Source organism: Nocardia farcinica (assembly GCF_001182745.1).
Taxonomy (GTDB): Bacteria; Actinomycetota; Actinomycetes; order Mycobacteriales; family Mycobacteriaceae; genus Nocardia; species Nocardia farcinica.
In genome coordinates this window covers 96,882-110,350 of record NZ_LN868939.1, presented here as the reverse complement: position 1 = coordinate 110,350, position 13,469 = coordinate 96,882, and the positions used below count along the sequence as shown (strand labels likewise).

15 protein-coding genes are annotated in these 13,469 nt (G+C 69.8%); 13 read left to right on the top strand and 2 right to left on the bottom strand.

Features of this window, described 5'->3' with window-relative positions:
• Nucleotides 1-53 precede the first annotated feature (53 nt).
• The 13 genes from AMO33_RS30490 to AMO33_RS17515 all read left to right on the top strand — a co-directional run bounded on the left by AMO33_RS30490 (nt 54) and on the right by AMO33_RS17515 (nt 9,467).
• Entirely contained in the window at nt 54-626 is a 573-nt protein-coding gene (locus AMO33_RS30490) for a DUF2637 domain-containing protein (protein ID WP_159033820.1), read from the top strand.
• A gap of 1 nt (nt 627) precedes the next feature.
• Entirely contained in the window at nt 628-1,932 is a 1,305-nt protein-coding gene (locus tag AMO33_RS17565) for an FtsK/SpoIIIE domain-containing protein (RefSeq protein WP_082668746.1), read from the top strand.
• Nucleotides 1,929-2,255, top strand: coding sequence for a hypothetical protein (locus AMO33_RS17560; protein WP_060593622.1), 327 nt, complete (start codon nt 1,929-1,931; stop codon nt 2,253-2,255). Before AMO33_RS17565 ends, AMO33_RS17560 begins: the two co-directional genes overlap by 4 nt.
• On the top strand, nt 2,255-2,452 hold the full coding sequence (locus tag AMO33_RS17555; protein WP_060593621.1) for a hypothetical protein: 198 nt from the start codon (nt 2,255-2,257) through the stop codon (nt 2,450-2,452). The genes AMO33_RS17560 and AMO33_RS17555 overlap by 1 nt, the downstream gene beginning before the upstream one ends.
• The gene (locus tag AMO33_RS32095) at nt 2,449-2,604 is read left to right on the top strand and encodes a hypothetical protein (protein WP_167547535.1); all 156 of its coding nucleotides are present in this window, start codon (nt 2,449-2,451) and stop codon (nt 2,602-2,604) included. Before AMO33_RS17555 ends, AMO33_RS32095 begins: the two co-directional genes overlap by 4 nt.
• A complete protein-coding gene (locus AMO33_RS17550) occupies nt 2,601-3,185 on the top strand; it encodes a hypothetical protein (protein ID WP_060593620.1) in 585 nt (194 codons plus the stop codon). Before AMO33_RS32095 ends, AMO33_RS17550 begins: the two co-directional genes overlap by 4 nt.
• Complete coding sequence (locus AMO33_RS17545) at nt 3,182-4,864, top strand: replication initiator (RefSeq protein WP_060593619.1); 1,683 nt, start codon at nt 3,182-3,184, stop codon at nt 4,862-4,864. Before AMO33_RS17550 ends, AMO33_RS17545 begins: the two co-directional genes overlap by 4 nt.
• 8 nt (nt 4,865-4,872) lie before the next feature.
• Entirely contained in the window at nt 4,873-5,091 is a 219-nt protein-coding gene (locus tag AMO33_RS17540; protein ID WP_060593618.1) for an excisionase, read from the top strand.
• On the top strand, nt 5,091-6,212 hold the full coding sequence (locus tag AMO33_RS17535) for a tyrosine-type recombinase/integrase (RefSeq protein ID WP_060593617.1): 1,122 nt from the start codon (nt 5,091-5,093) through the stop codon (nt 6,210-6,212). The genes AMO33_RS17540 and AMO33_RS17535 overlap by 1 nt, the downstream gene beginning before the upstream one ends.
• Nucleotides 6,213-6,535: 323 nt before the next feature.
• Nucleotides 6,536-7,327 (top strand): hypothetical protein, encoded by a 792-nt coding sequence (locus AMO33_RS17530; RefSeq protein ID WP_060593616.1) that lies wholly within the window; start codon nt 6,536-6,538, stop codon nt 7,325-7,327.
• On the top strand, nt 7,320-8,243 hold the full coding sequence (locus AMO33_RS17525) for a hypothetical protein (RefSeq protein WP_060593615.1): 924 nt from the start codon (nt 7,320-7,322) through the stop codon (nt 8,241-8,243). The genes AMO33_RS17530 and AMO33_RS17525 overlap by 8 nt, the downstream gene beginning before the upstream one ends.
• A gap of 101 nt (nt 8,244-8,344) precedes the next feature.
• Nucleotides 8,345-8,530, top strand: coding sequence for a hypothetical protein (locus AMO33_RS17520; RefSeq protein ID WP_060593614.1), 186 nt, complete (start codon nt 8,345-8,347; stop codon nt 8,528-8,530).
• Nucleotides 8,531-8,765: 235 nt separating this feature from the next.
• On the top strand, nt 8,766-9,467 hold the full coding sequence (locus AMO33_RS17515; RefSeq protein WP_060593613.1) for a polyprenol monophosphomannose synthase: 702 nt from the start codon (nt 8,766-8,768) through the stop codon (nt 9,465-9,467).
• Between the two features lies 1 nt (nt 9,468).
• Here AMO33_RS17515 and AMO33_RS17510 read toward each other — a convergent pair whose 3' ends face one another.
• Together AMO33_RS17510 and AMO33_RS17505 are read right to left on the bottom strand one after the other, a co-directional pair.
• Entirely contained in the window at nt 9,469-10,869 is a 1,401-nt protein-coding gene (locus AMO33_RS17510) for a 1-acylglycerol-3-phosphate O-acyltransferase (RefSeq protein ID WP_060593612.1), read from the bottom strand.
• Nucleotides 10,866-13,310: a glycerol-3-phosphate 1-O-acyltransferase gene (locus tag AMO33_RS17505; protein ID WP_050767943.1), complete on the bottom strand. Its 2,445-nt coding sequence runs from the start codon at nt 13,308-13,310 to the stop codon at nt 10,866-10,868. Before AMO33_RS17505 ends, AMO33_RS17510 begins: the two co-directional genes overlap by 4 nt.
• Nucleotides 13,311-13,469: the final 159 nt, after the last annotated feature.

Here is a 13,469-nt window from a genome sequence, read left to right as displayed (position 1 = left end):
TGAGCGCGGCGGATCAGCAGTCCAAGGGAGTTCGGTGGGCTCGCTGGTCCGCTGTGCTCGTTGTCCTGGCCATTGGTGGGGCCGCGTTCGTGTTGTCGTTCGCGGCCCTGCGTGACCTGGCGATCAAGGCCCATACTCCGACACATCTGGCGTGGCTGTTCCCGGTGATCGTGGACGGCACCATCATTCAAGCCACGATTGCGGTACTCGCCCTCGCGGACTCGCCGGAGCGCCGCTGGTTTACCGGGGTCCTCGCCGCGGGTGCGGCGGTCTCGATCGGCGGCAACGTCGCTCATTCCCTGGTCTCCGGTCACGGCTATCTCGCTGCGCTGCTGGCGGTGATTGCTCCAGCTGCGCTGCTGATCGATACCCACGGCTTGGCGGTGCTGCTGCGTACCCGCCGAGCGTCTGAGCAGTCCGAACCGGTGGCGGATTCCCCGTCTGTCGTTCCGGCTGCTGCGCCGACACCGACACCTCGGCCTGCGGCTGCGTCTGTGCCGACACCGCAGGCTGTCGCGGTCTCCCCGGTGCCGGTGCGACCGATCGCAACACCACCGATCGCAACACCACCTCGGGTGGTTCAACCTCCGCGCCCGGTCCGGCCGGTCGTGGGTCCTAGGAGTTGAAATGTCGACTGTTGCAACGATTGCCGCTGCTGGCGGTGCGCTGGCTGGGGCGGGCTGGCTGGCCTGGATGCGCCATTTGGGGACTGGTCCGCGTCCGGTGAGTGTGGATGACATCGTGGCTGCTGCCCCGCCTGAGCTGCGGCCGGCGGCCCTGATTCTGGGCGACCGTGCCCAGACGAATCTCATGTTCGCTGCCTTGGGTCTGGGTTCGATTGAGGGCGGCTGGCCGTTCGTGGATCGTTGGGACTACGCCGAGCACGGCGTCGATGTCGACGTGATGATGTTGGGCGGTCAGTCGTTCTCGGACTGGTCCAACGACGAGGTGTTGAGCCAGTTCGCTACCTATTTCTCGGTGCCCGAGGTGACAGTGTCGTCGCCTGCGCCGAGCTGGGTTCGTCTTCACGTCAAGACCTTCGACACGTTGGCGGCTCCGGCACCGGCGCCGGGTGTGGTCCATCACGGGGTGGACTTGGAGGCGGTCCCGGTGGGTGTGACCGAGGCCCATGACGTGTGGCGGTTGCGGGTGCTCTACGGGCACATCCTGGTCGCGGGTGCGACGGGGTCGGGTAAGGGCTCGGTGCTGTGGTCGGTGCTGGCCGGGGTCGGCCCGGCGATCCGTGACGGCCTGGTGGATGTGTGGATGGCCGACCCGAAGGGCGGCGTGGAGTTCGGGCGCGGCGAGAACAAGCTGTTCGTGCGGTTCGCCACCGACACCGAATCCATCCTGGCGATGCTGCGCGAAGCGGTGGAAGTCCTGCAAGAGCGTCTGGCGCACATGCGCGCCCACGGCATCCGCAAGCACCGCCCGACCTCGGAGCAGCCGCTGGTGTTGATCATCGTGGACGAGGCGGCTTCGCTGTCGGCCTATGCCGAGCCTGACCAGGCCAAGGAGTTCCGCCGCCTGACCGGGTTGATCCTGTCGCAGGGCCGCGCGGCTGCGGTGTCGATGGTCGCGGCGCTACAGGACCCGAGCAAGGAAACCATGCCCAACCGGCAGCTTTTCCCGATCCGGATCGGGCTGCGCCTGGATGAGCCGACGCAGGTGGCGATGGTCCACGGCCAGGGCGCCCGTGATCGCGGGGCACGCTGCGACAAGATCAGCGAGCGCACGCCCGGTGTCGGCTATGTCGGCGAAGACGGCACCGCGGAGTTCGTGCGGGTGCGAGCGTTCTGGGTCTCCGACGAGGCCGCCGACGCGATCGTGGACGCCTACTCGCCTGCCCCCGAAATCACCGGTCCCACAGAGGATTACAGCGAGTTCGATCCGGACTACATCCCTGGCGAGGACGGGGCGGCGGCGGCATGAAGCGCGGCTTCCAGACCGAATCTCACGTGGTCGTCTACTGCGACATCTGCGGTGACGTCTACACCGAGCGGGGCGGGTCCCTGACCTGCTTCGCCACCACGAGCGAGGCCATCGGCTACCTGACCCGCCGTGCCGGTATCGGCTGGGTCTATGACGGTGACCGCGTGGTCTGTGATGCCTGCCTGGCCACTCGCGAGTGCCAGGACCACGGCCACGACTTCCCGGCCCGCTGGACCACGACCGTGTGGCCGCTGGGCGAGATGACCCATACCCGCGCCTGCACCCGCTGCGGCGTCCCCGAAAACGAAACCGAGGTTCTGTGATGAGCAACCACCGTTCGACTGAGATCGACGCCACCGTGATCGACCTCGCGGCCCGCCGCCGCTGCCGGTGGGAAGCCCGCGGCCTGGACCCGGCTGCGGTCGCGGTCCGGCTCCTGGTCGAGACCGGCACGGCCCCGGCCTGGACCCCTGATGGCTTCGACTACGACGACGACGGTGACGGCGGGTGGGCGGCATGACCCGCAAGCCGAAACCCGCTGCGCCACAGGTGAATCCGATCGTGCGCGCTGCCGCTGAGAAGGTCACACGGACCAAGCGGCGCACGCCGACCGACCTGCACGCTCCCTGCCCCGATCAGTTGTCTCTTTTCGACCCGAAGGACCTGCGATGACCACGAACACTGCGATGCTGGGTTGGCTCGGCCTGGCGGTGCGCTGCTTTGCTACCGGTTTCCTGGCCGGGATTCTCGCCACGGCCCCTGTCGCTGTCTCTGTTGCGGCCGGCGTTTTCGTGCACCCGCTGGCGGGCGTGGGGGTGGCTGGTGTGGCTGTCGCGGGGATGGTGCTGTGGCGAGGCAGGAGCCCGCAGACCTTCGAGCGCTGGATCACCGGCCCCGCCCGCGCCAACGTCGTGGCCTGGGTCCGGTACCGGCGACGCTGGACGCGCCTGGCGACTGCCTGCAACCTGGTCATTTGCGAGGGCACCCGCATGCGTGTGCCTCGCCTGGTGGATGTGTGGGTCGGCCACACCGACGACCTCGTGATCGTGCGAATGCTGCCCGGGCACTGCCCAGCCGATTTCGACAACCGCGCCGACATGCTCGCCCGATTCGTCGGCGCGCACGACTGCCAGGTCGGCCTTGCCGGTCCCGGCCTTATCGCTTTGACCTTCCACTACACCGACACGCTCACCGCACCGGTCGTCTTGTCCCACCTCGACGCCGCGATCCGCTTCGGGAAGGACGCCGCGTGACCACCACCGAGGTTCCGCCCCGCCTGACCGCCGCCCAGCGTCGCGCCCTGCCCGACTTCACCGACGTCGCGCAGGCCACGGCCGAGAGGTTCGGGGTGTGCGTGCGGCCGGTGACGATGAGGGCTGTCGACCCGATGACCGGGCAGACGACTTACCTGGCGGCCCCGTGCAAGTCGACAATCGCCAGCGTGTGCAAGCCGTGCGCGGACCGTGCTCGTTGGCTGCGCATGACCCAGTGCCGGGAGGGCTGGCACGCCGACACCGAACCGATCGATGAGACGCGCGAGCCCTCCGAGCAGCAAACCGACCTGCTGGCCGCGCGCGCTGATGCGGTGGCCGACTATGGGCAGGCACGCGAGGACGGCGACACCGAGCTCGCCGACGCCCTGGCCGACGTGGTGACCGAAATCGACTGCGAGATAAGGGAACTCGGGTTCCGTGGCCCTCTGCCGCCGCTGGAGGCCAAACCGCGGGCTCGGCGGGTGCGGTCGACCAAGCGCCGCCAGGACGTGCCCAACCTGCCCCGCAAGCGCATCGAACGGCGCACGGTCGGTCAGGTGATCGGCGGTTACCGGTCCTCGATGATGGTCACGCTCACCATGCCGTCCTACGGTCCGATCAACCGCGACGGCGCGATCGACCAGGACGGCAAGCCGTGCTCGGACGGGTCTCCGCGTGATCCGGAGACCTACGACTACGCCCGCGCTGCCCGCGACATCGTGTTCTTCTCCAAGCTGGTGGACCGCTGGATTCAGAATCTCCGCCGCTGCGTCGGCTATGACGTGCAGTACTTCGCCACTGTGGAGCCGCAGAAACGCGGCGCCCCGCACCTGCACCTGCTACTGCGCGGCGCGATCTCCCGCGAAATTCTGCGGATGGTGACCGCGGCGACCTATCACCAGGTGTGGTGGCCGCACTTCGACCCCGAGCACGAGGTGTATTCCGGTGACCGGCTCCCGGTCTGGGATCACCGGCTCATGACCTTCGTGGACCCGGATACCCGCCGGCCGTTGACGGGCTGGGATGAGGCCCTGGACATCCTCGACAGCGTGGACGACCTCGAACCCGCCTACACGGTGCGGTTCGGCGAACGCATGGACCCCGGCCACATGAAGGGTTACATCCCCGGGGAGAAGGCCGATCGCGCGATCGGCTACGTGACCAAGTACCTCACCAAGTCGGTCAGCGAGGTACTGGACACGACCTCGGCCCGCACGGCGGCCCACTACGACCGCCTGCACGCCGAGCTTCAGCACACCCCGTGCTCGCCGCGCTGCCCGGTGTGGCTGCGGTACGGCATCGTGCCCAAGGGCGCCAGCGACAAGACCGTGGCCGGCCGCTGCAAGGGCAAGGCCCACCGCCGTGACACCCTCGGCCTGCCCGGCCGCCGAGTGCTGGTCTCCCGCCGCTGGTCCGGGAAGACGCTGCCCGACCACAAGGCCGACCGCGCGGAGTTTGTTCGGCAGTTGCTCGCCGCTGTGGGTATCAGCAAGCCGGATACCTCGCACTGGATCGTGCGCCCGGTCGAGCCTGGCGACCAGTCCGCCCCGCCTCGGGATCACCTGATCATGTCCGCCATCGCCCAACGAACAGCCTGGCGAGCGGAATACACACGTGCACTGCTGGCAGCGGGACCAGCGGCGGCACAACACAGTTCGGCAATCGCGGTAGCAGCGTAGGGGGAAGGATGCAGACACGATCGGAGTATGTGAACGTGGAGGGCGCCGCGGAGTATCTGGGCACGGGTGAGCGGTTCATCCGGCGTCTGGTCGCTGAGCGGCGAATCACCTTCTACAAGGTAGGCACGCACGTGCGGTTCAAGGTCTCGGACCTGGAGGCGTTCGCCCAGGCCGGACGGGTGGAACCTGTGGCGGTGCGTTGGAGCGGTGGCCGGGTGGTGGCCTGATGGGGCGGCGTCGCTTCGGCACGGTTCGTAAGCTGCCGTCCGGCAAGTTCCAGGCGTCTTTCATTGGCCCGAACGGCAAGCGGCAGACCGCACCGAACACCTTCCGCACGAAGACCGATGCGGACCGCTACCTGGTCAAGGTCGAGGCCGATATCAGCCGCGGCGCCTGGCTGGATGAGCAGCTGGGTCGGCAACGGTTCGAGGACTACGCCAGGGCCTACCTGGCCGAGAATCCGGACGTGGGCGCACGCTGGCAGGAGACCTGCTTGCGCAACATGCGCTTGCACATGACGGAGCTGCTGGACAAGCCACTGGTGGCGATCACGGCGCCGGTGGTGAGGTCGTGGCACGCCAAGGCGCTCGCGGGCTCGGGCGGTCGGACCTCGATCCAGCAGTCCTACCGGTTCCTACGGGCGGTGATGAATCAGGCGATCCGGGACAACGCGATCACGGTCAATCCGTGCACGATCAAAGGTGCGGGTTCGGACCGAGCGAAGGAACGCAACGTTGCGAGCGTCGCGGAAGTCGCTGCGCTGGTCGATGCCATCACGCCGCGGTATCGGGCTGCGGTGCTGCTGGCCGCGTGGTGTGGTCTGCGTCGTGGCGAAATCATCGGGCTGGCGGTCACGGACGTGGACCTGGCCACCAATCAGGTGTGGGTTCGGCGGACCCGTGTCGAACTACTCGAATCCGGCGCCGCCTTCGATAAGGACCCCAAGACCGACGCCGGGAAACGGCCCGTGTCGATCCCGCCGCATCTGCGGTCGTACCTGGTGTCCCACCTCGAACAGTGGGCGGGGCGTGAATGGGTGTTCGTCGGCCGTGACGGACAGCGGATGCGGGGGAACGCGATCTACCAGGCATTCGTCCGGGCGCGCAGCAAGGTCGGTGTTGACGTGACCTTTCACGACCTGCGGCACACCGGCCAGAGTTTGGCCGCGCTGACCGGGGCGAACCTGGCCGACCTGAAAAAGCGGCTCGGGCACTCGTCCAACGCTGCGGCGATCCGGTACTTGCACGCGGTCGATGGCCGTGACAAGGAGGTCGCCGCCGAGCTGAGCAAGCTGGCTGCGCGCGCCAACGCCGTGCAGCTGCCTCGCTCGATCATCGTGAAGCACTGACCGGCCACTGATGCACGGATGATGCACGACCCAGCAAACGGCATCGCTGAGCTGCGATTATGTGCCTGACTGAAAAGCGGAAGGTCGCCGGTTCGATCCCGGCCCTGGCCACCGAGAAGACCACCTGGTGACAGGTGGTCTTTTTCGTCTCCGGGGCTGGATGCGCCGGGCGGGGTTCTGGAATCGAGTAGTGCGGTACGCGTTCGCGGACGAGTCCGCCTCCCTACCGTCGTCGGTGTGATTCGGCGCACTCTGTGGTGATCTCCGCTACGGCGCCGATCCGGCCGGGCCGCACTCGCGGGTGCCGGTCCGAGCCGTCCTCGGTGGAGGAGGCGATGGTGGTGCGCGGCGCGGTGGTGGGAGTGCTGGCGGTGATCGGGGTGGCGGTGCTCGGGTGCGCGGAGGACGGCAGTCCGGCCGGACGGGAGCCGGTCACCCGGGCCGGTGCGGGGGCCGTGACACAGGACGACTCCGAGGGTGGGCCGCAGGCGCCGGGGATGCCGGAAGGCGGGAATTCCCAGGGCGCACCGGGGAATCCGGGCGGGCAGCAGCAGGGACGGGTCGCGAAGGGGCTGCCGGTCGATCTGGGGGAGTACCAGTTCAGCTTCCAGAACACGGCCCAGTCCGTGGCGGAAGTGCTGGCGGGCCGGGTGGCGGTCGGGTGCCGGGCGCAAGGGCTGCCCGCGGACTGCGTTCAGGTGCGGGTGGTCGTCGATCCCGCGGCCGTCGAGCCGGAATGCCCGAACCCGTCGGGCGACGAGACCACCTACCCGGCGGGGACCGTGCTGCTGTCGAGCGCGTCGGGCGTCAACGGGATCGACCGGCCTTTCCCCTCGGGCGGTATCGGGCCGAAGGCCACCGCCGCCCCCGGCGAGACGGTGACCGTGTACGGCGTGCCGTGCCGCGCCGCGGTCACCACCGCGGGGCCGACCACCGACACGGGGCCGTCGACACCCGAATCCACCCCGCCGGAATCGACCCCACCCGAATCGACCCCGCCCCGGGCGACCACGACCGAACCGATCGAACCGGGCCCGATCGAACCGGGCCCGACCGAACCGGCGAATCGGCTTCCCGAGGGCACCCCCGCCGCTACGGAGCCCGGCCATGGCTGACGAGCCGGCCCCGGTCCGCGACAATTCCACCTTCGCCGGCCTCTCCCAGGTCGCCCACGTGGTCGGCCAGTTCGTCGCGCCCGCCACGCTGCTGGCCGGTCTGCTGTTCTACTGGGGCTTCTTCCACGCGCGGGGGTTCTGCGGCTACCTCGGTGTGAAGTCGGATGTGCTCGGCCTGAGCACCACCGACTACGTGATGCGCAGCGCCGACGGGCTGTTCGTGCCCTTGGCGGTGGTGGGTGTGACCGCGCTGGCGCTGCTGTGGGGCTGGGGCGTGCTGCCCAACCGGGTGCGCCGCGCGCCGTGGCCGCCGTGGCTGCTCGTCGTTCTCGCCGGGCTCGCGGTGCTGCTGATCGCCAACGGCGCGTCCCGATTGCTGTTCGAATGGTGGGGCAACCGGCGTCTCGCGGTCGCGCCCGCCTGCCTGATCGCGGGTGTGCTGCTGTTGCGGGTGGTGGTGCGGGCGCGCCAGTCGCCGCTGCACCGCGCCGACGGCGAGCGCGGTGCGGTCGACCGCTCGGTCGCGCCGCTGGAATGGGGCCTGGTCCTGCTGCTGGTCGGCGGCGCGTTCTTCTGGGGTGCGACCGACTATTCGATGGCGGTCGGCACCGGCCGGGCGGCCACCTACATCGCGGAACGGTTGGCGAAGGAGCCCGGCGTCACCGTCTACAGCGAGAAGAACCTCGAACTCGCCGTGCCGGACGTCACCGCCACCGCCTGCACCGACCCGGCCGCCGCCTACCGTTACCGCTACGAGGGCCTGGTGCTGGTGATGAGCACCGCCGACAACTTCGTCCTGCTCCCGCGCACCTGGAAGCCCGGCACGGGCACCGCGGTGGTCCTGCCGCGGTCGGGTATCGGGGCCACCAGGGTCGAGTACTCCGGTACCGACGCGGGGCCGCGCCCGGCGTGCTGATCCGCGCCCGGCGCCCGCACGGTGGTGACCCGCATGTCGAGGGCGCGCCGCACCTGGCGCGAACCCGACCCAGCGAACCGCCGAGGTGGGATGCTGGGGGTATGGCTGAACGGTGGTACTACTGCTTGAAGCACCAGCGTGCCGAGCGGGGCAGGCAGTGCTGGTTCCGGGACCGGATGGGGCCCTATCCGGACCGCGCGACGGCCGAGCGCGCGCTCGAGATCGCCCGGGCCCGCAACGAGTACGAGGACGCCCGCGACCGCGCCTGGCGCGAGGGCGACCGATAGCGCCGCTGCGGCGCAACCCTTTTCACCGGCCACACCGGTGCGGCGGCGTCGTCGCAGGTCGGTGACTTGATCTTGGTCCGGCGCCGGGGCGCCGGCCGGGTCGCGGCCGCTCAGGTCCTCGTCAGGTGGATCAAGTACGGTTTCTCAGAAATCGACGATTGCTCGGCGGTCCGGCGTGGGCCCGCGAGCTGGACCAGGTGAGCAGGGAGGGCGACCCTTGAGGGTTACCGTTGTTGTGCCGACCTACAACGAGCGGGAGAATCTGCCGGTGGCGGTGGCGCGGCTGACCGCGCTGCCGGTGTCGGACCTGCACATCCTCGTCGTCGACGACAACTCGCCGGACGGCACCGGGGAGGTGGCCGACAAGCTGGCCGCCGATCTGCCGAATGTCGTCGGGGTCCTGCACCGCACCGAGAAGGACGGCCTCGGCCGGGCCTACGTGGCGGGCATCACCCGCGCGCTCGACGAAGGCGCCGATGTGGTGATCCAGATGGACGCCGACCTCTCCCATCCCGCCGAGGTCATCCCCGCGATGCTGGACAAGCTGCGCGACACCGACGCCGGTGTGGTGCTCGGCTCCCGCTACGTGCCGGGCGGTTCCACCGCCGAGGAGTGGAAGTGGTACCGCAAGGCCCTGTCGGCCTGGGCGAACTTCTACGTCAACCTGATCCTGCGGCTCGGCGTCAAGGACGCGACCGCCGGGTTCAAGGCGTGGAAGGCCGAGACGCTGCGTGCCATCGACGTCGCCTCCATCCGCAGCAACGGCTACTCGTTCCAGGTGGAGATGAACTACCGCACGGTCAAGAAGGGCATCACCATCGCCGAGGTGCCGATCCGCTTCGAGGAGCGCACCAAGGGCGCGTCCAAGATGAGTCTGAAGGTGCAGCTGGAGTCGGCGCTGATGCCGTGGAAGCTGCTGTTCGGCCGCTCGGTCTGAGTCAACGGTCCGGCTCCGGCCAGTCCAGCAACGTCCGCAGGAACAGCAGGCGGACCTGCTCGACGCGTTCGTCGAGGTCGGCGGGATCCCAGTCGCGCACGTCGATCGGGTCGAGGATCGCCACGTCGACGGTGCCGCTGCGCGCGATCATCGAGTTGCGCCAGGCGATGTCGCCCGCGTTGCGGATCACCACCGGGATCACGGGCACACCCGCCTGGAGCGCGATGTGGAAGGCGCCCTTCTTGAACGGGCCCACCTCCGGGCTGTAGGACCGGGTGCCCTCGGGCGCGACGGCGATCGACAACCCGCTGCGCAACGTGTCCACCACCGGGGCCAGTGCCGCCCTGGCCCGTTCGGTGCTGGAGCGGTCGATGAAGGTGACCCCGACGAACCGCATGAGCGGTCCGAACACCGGATTGCGGGTGAGCTCCTTCTTGCCGATGCCGGTGACCCCGCCGCCGAGCACGTACGGGACGATGATGACGTCGAATTGGCTCTGGTGGTTGAACAGGAACACCGCAGGCCGCGGCGAGCGCGCGTTGTGCGCCCCGCTCACCCGTACTCGCACGCCGAGGGTGGCCAGCGTGGCCCGCGTGCCGAGGGCCATCAGCCCGTCGGCCATCGCCCGGCGCCGCCGGGTGGGCGCCTTGACCAGCACACCGGCCGACGCACCGCCCAGCAACGCCGCGAACCCGGCGACGGTGCGCGCGTAGTCCACCGGCCGCGGGTTTCGCCTGCGGCGGAACGACGCCGCGTCGATCGGCGCGGGCTCGGGGCACACCGGAACGGGGTGACCGGCCAGGCCGAGCAGCGCGGTGTCCCCCGCGTTACCGGTGTAGACCCAGCCGCGGGCGGGATCCAGGCCGCGCGCCTGTGCGAAGGCGCGGACGGCCTCGGCTTTGTCGCCGCGCCACAGCGCCTTTCCGCGTACCTGGCCGGTGAGCACGCCGTCGCTGTCGGTGTCCAGGGTGGTGCCCAGCACATGCTCGATGCCGAGTTCCTCGGCGACGGGGGCGAGCTGGTAGCGGGTCTGCTCGCCGACCAGCACCACCGTGTGCCCGCAGGCGCGGTGGGCCCGGACCAGCTGCCAGGCTTCGGGATACAGATGCCCGTAGACCCTGCTGCGGAACAGCCGGCGGCCGACCGCGGTGATCTCCTCGTGGCGCCGCCCCGCCAGCGTCGTGCAGGCGCGGTGCAGGAACCGGCTGTACCGGCCGTCGTCCATGCCGCCGCGCAGGCCGTCGAGCAGCACCCGCGCGACCGGGTCCGTGCGCCGGGGCAGCAGGCGCCGCGGCGGCGGGGTCTCGTCGAGTACGGCCGACAGATCGAAGACCGCGAGCACCGCGGGGCCTTCGGGTGCCGCGCGCACGGCCGCGAGCAGCTCGTCCTGCCGCACGCTCATCGCGTCACCGGGCCGAGGGTGTTGGACGGGTCGAGCGTGGCCGCCAGCGAGATACGGGCCCCGATCGCGCGCAACTGCTCGGCGAATTCGGCGCGGCGCCGGGCCAGGTCGGCGCGCTCGGCGGTGTCCTCGGGGTCGGCTGGGCCGAGCAGGTCGTGGTTGTCGGCGAGTTTCACCGCGGACGCGAACAACTCGGTCGACACCGATTCCGGGCTGTGCAGACGCCGTTGCAGCAGCATCTGTCGGCCCACCGCCACGCATTCGGCGATGAGTTCCTTCCGCTCGATCGGGGTGGCCGGGTCCTTGTCGGCCAGCCGCTCGGCGAGCACCAGTTGCGCGTCGAAGAACGAGCGCAGCACGCGGTGGGCCATCATGAAGCCCGAGGCCCGCAGCTTGGCGACGATCTCGCTGCCGAGGGTGTCGCGGCGGCGGCCGTTCCAGTCCGGGTCGACCAGCAGCATCTCGGCGGTGAGCTGCGCGGTGAACTCGGCACGGTCGGGGAAGAAGAACTCGAACTTCAGCAGGTCGCGCAGCCGGAAGGCCTCGTCCCAGCCCGCGCGCAACTCGTCGGTGCCGGTCGTCTCCACGGCGGCCAGGATGGACAGTTCCATGATGGCCCGGTTGACGAACCAGTGCACCGCGCTGTTGCGGTAGAACGCCGCCTCCAGATGCGCGCCGCTCTCGATCGAATACACCGGCTCGATACCGCCGCGATAGACGGTCACCACCTTGGCCAGCGACAGTTGTTCCAGCACAACGGCCAGCGAGCGCTCGTCGCACAACGCGTCCAGCTCGCCCGAGGGCAGCTCGCGTTTGCGGATGTAGTCGATCACCGGCGCCAGCAGGGTGCGCACCTCGCCGAGGGTGAGCGCGCGTTCCTCGACCCCCAGCAGAGCCAGCGTGACCAGTGCGTTCACCGTGATCGGGGTGACCTTGTTGATGCCGACGGCGACCTCGAAGGCCAACCGCTGCACGGCCCGTCGCTCGCGGTCGGCGAGTTCGGCGTCGGCCTGTGTCGCGCCCGCCTGCTGCCCGTCGCCGCCGTGCAGCGGGATGGTGAGCGGCGGAGCGTGCAGCGGGTCACCGTGCGCGGCGAGCCGCTCACGCGCGGAGAGCGGATCGCCGAAGCGCACGTAGACGTGCCCGGCCGAATGCTGCTGGCTGCGGATGTAGCGGGCCAGCCAGGTCAGGCCCTCGGGTTTCTTGGTGCCGCCCAGTTGTTCGGTGGCGATGGCGCCGAGCTCGTTGAGCCGTTCGTAGGTGATCGAGACCGGCACCAGCATCACGTCTTCGATGCGGTCGGTGCGCACCGCGGAGGCGAGGTAGTTCAACAGGCCGTAGCGGGGCGGGCGCAGTTTGCCGGTTCTGGTCCGACCACCCTCGAAATACCACTCCATGTTGAAGCGCTTGGTCAACAGGTAGGCGAAGTACTCCTCGACGACGGCCTTGTAGACCTCGTCGTCGCCGAAACTGCGGCGGATGAACACGGTTCCGGTGCGCCGGGCGATCGGCCCGATCGGCCAGAACCGCAGGTTCGCCCCGCCGATGACGTGGTTGGGCGGGAAGTCGTTGCGGGCGAGCACGTCACCGAGCACAAAGGCGTCCACATACGAGCGGTGCGAGGGCAGGAACACCAGCGGATACCGCCGGTTGAGCGCGCGCAGCTGCGCCAGGCCGGAGGAGTCGGTGTCGACTTTCCAGGTCGAGGCGTGCACCGGCCGCATGGCCTGGGTGAACAGGTCCGACACGAACCGGGATTGGGCGGCGACCAGTTCGTGCAGCGCCTTCTCCGCGCGGCGGTACACCTCCTGCGGATCGGCGCCGATCCGGTCGGCGATCAGTTCGAGCCTGCGGAGGAAGTCCGGTGAATCCAGGATCTCCTCGGCCACCAGCCGCGGCACCTTGTACCGGTCGCCGATGATCGATCGCTCGGCCCGCTCCAGTGCCACCACCGCGGCGCGCACGATCGCGCGGGCGAACGGTTCGCTCGTTCCCGCGGCGTGCAGCGCGGCGGCTTCGGGGTTGTTGGCGCGCAATTCGCTCAGCCGGGCGGGCTGACCGGTCAGGATGACGTGGCGGTCGGGCGCCTTGCGCACCAACCGCCGCTGCACCAGCCGATTCGGCTTGCGCGGGTTGGTGAGCAGCGCCAGGTCGGCGAAGCTCATCCGCCGCACGCCGTCGCGTTCGGGCGGTAGCCACAGCACCCGGACCGGCACCACCAGCGGATCGTCGCGGCGGCCGACCAGCCGGGCGGCGACGGCCTGCGCGTCGAGATCGAGTTGCGTGACGGGCGCGCCGGTGCCGCATTCGCGGGCGACGCCGCCCTCGGCCACCCAGGTGCCGATCAGCTCGCGTTCCACCCCGGAGCTCGCGTCGACCAGGGCCACCACCGACCGTGGCCCCGCGTCCGTGGTGTCGGGAACGCCGGCGTGATCGATCATGGGGGCCTCCGTGTCTGTCTGCCGTGCCGGGCATCCCGGCGGGCTCCCCATTGTCGCGCGCCGGGTCCCGCGCGCGCCGCGACTTCGCCGGAGCGGGTGCGTTGCGGGGACGTGCCGCGGTCTCCGCTGTGGTCCCGGGCACACCCGTGCGACACCGAG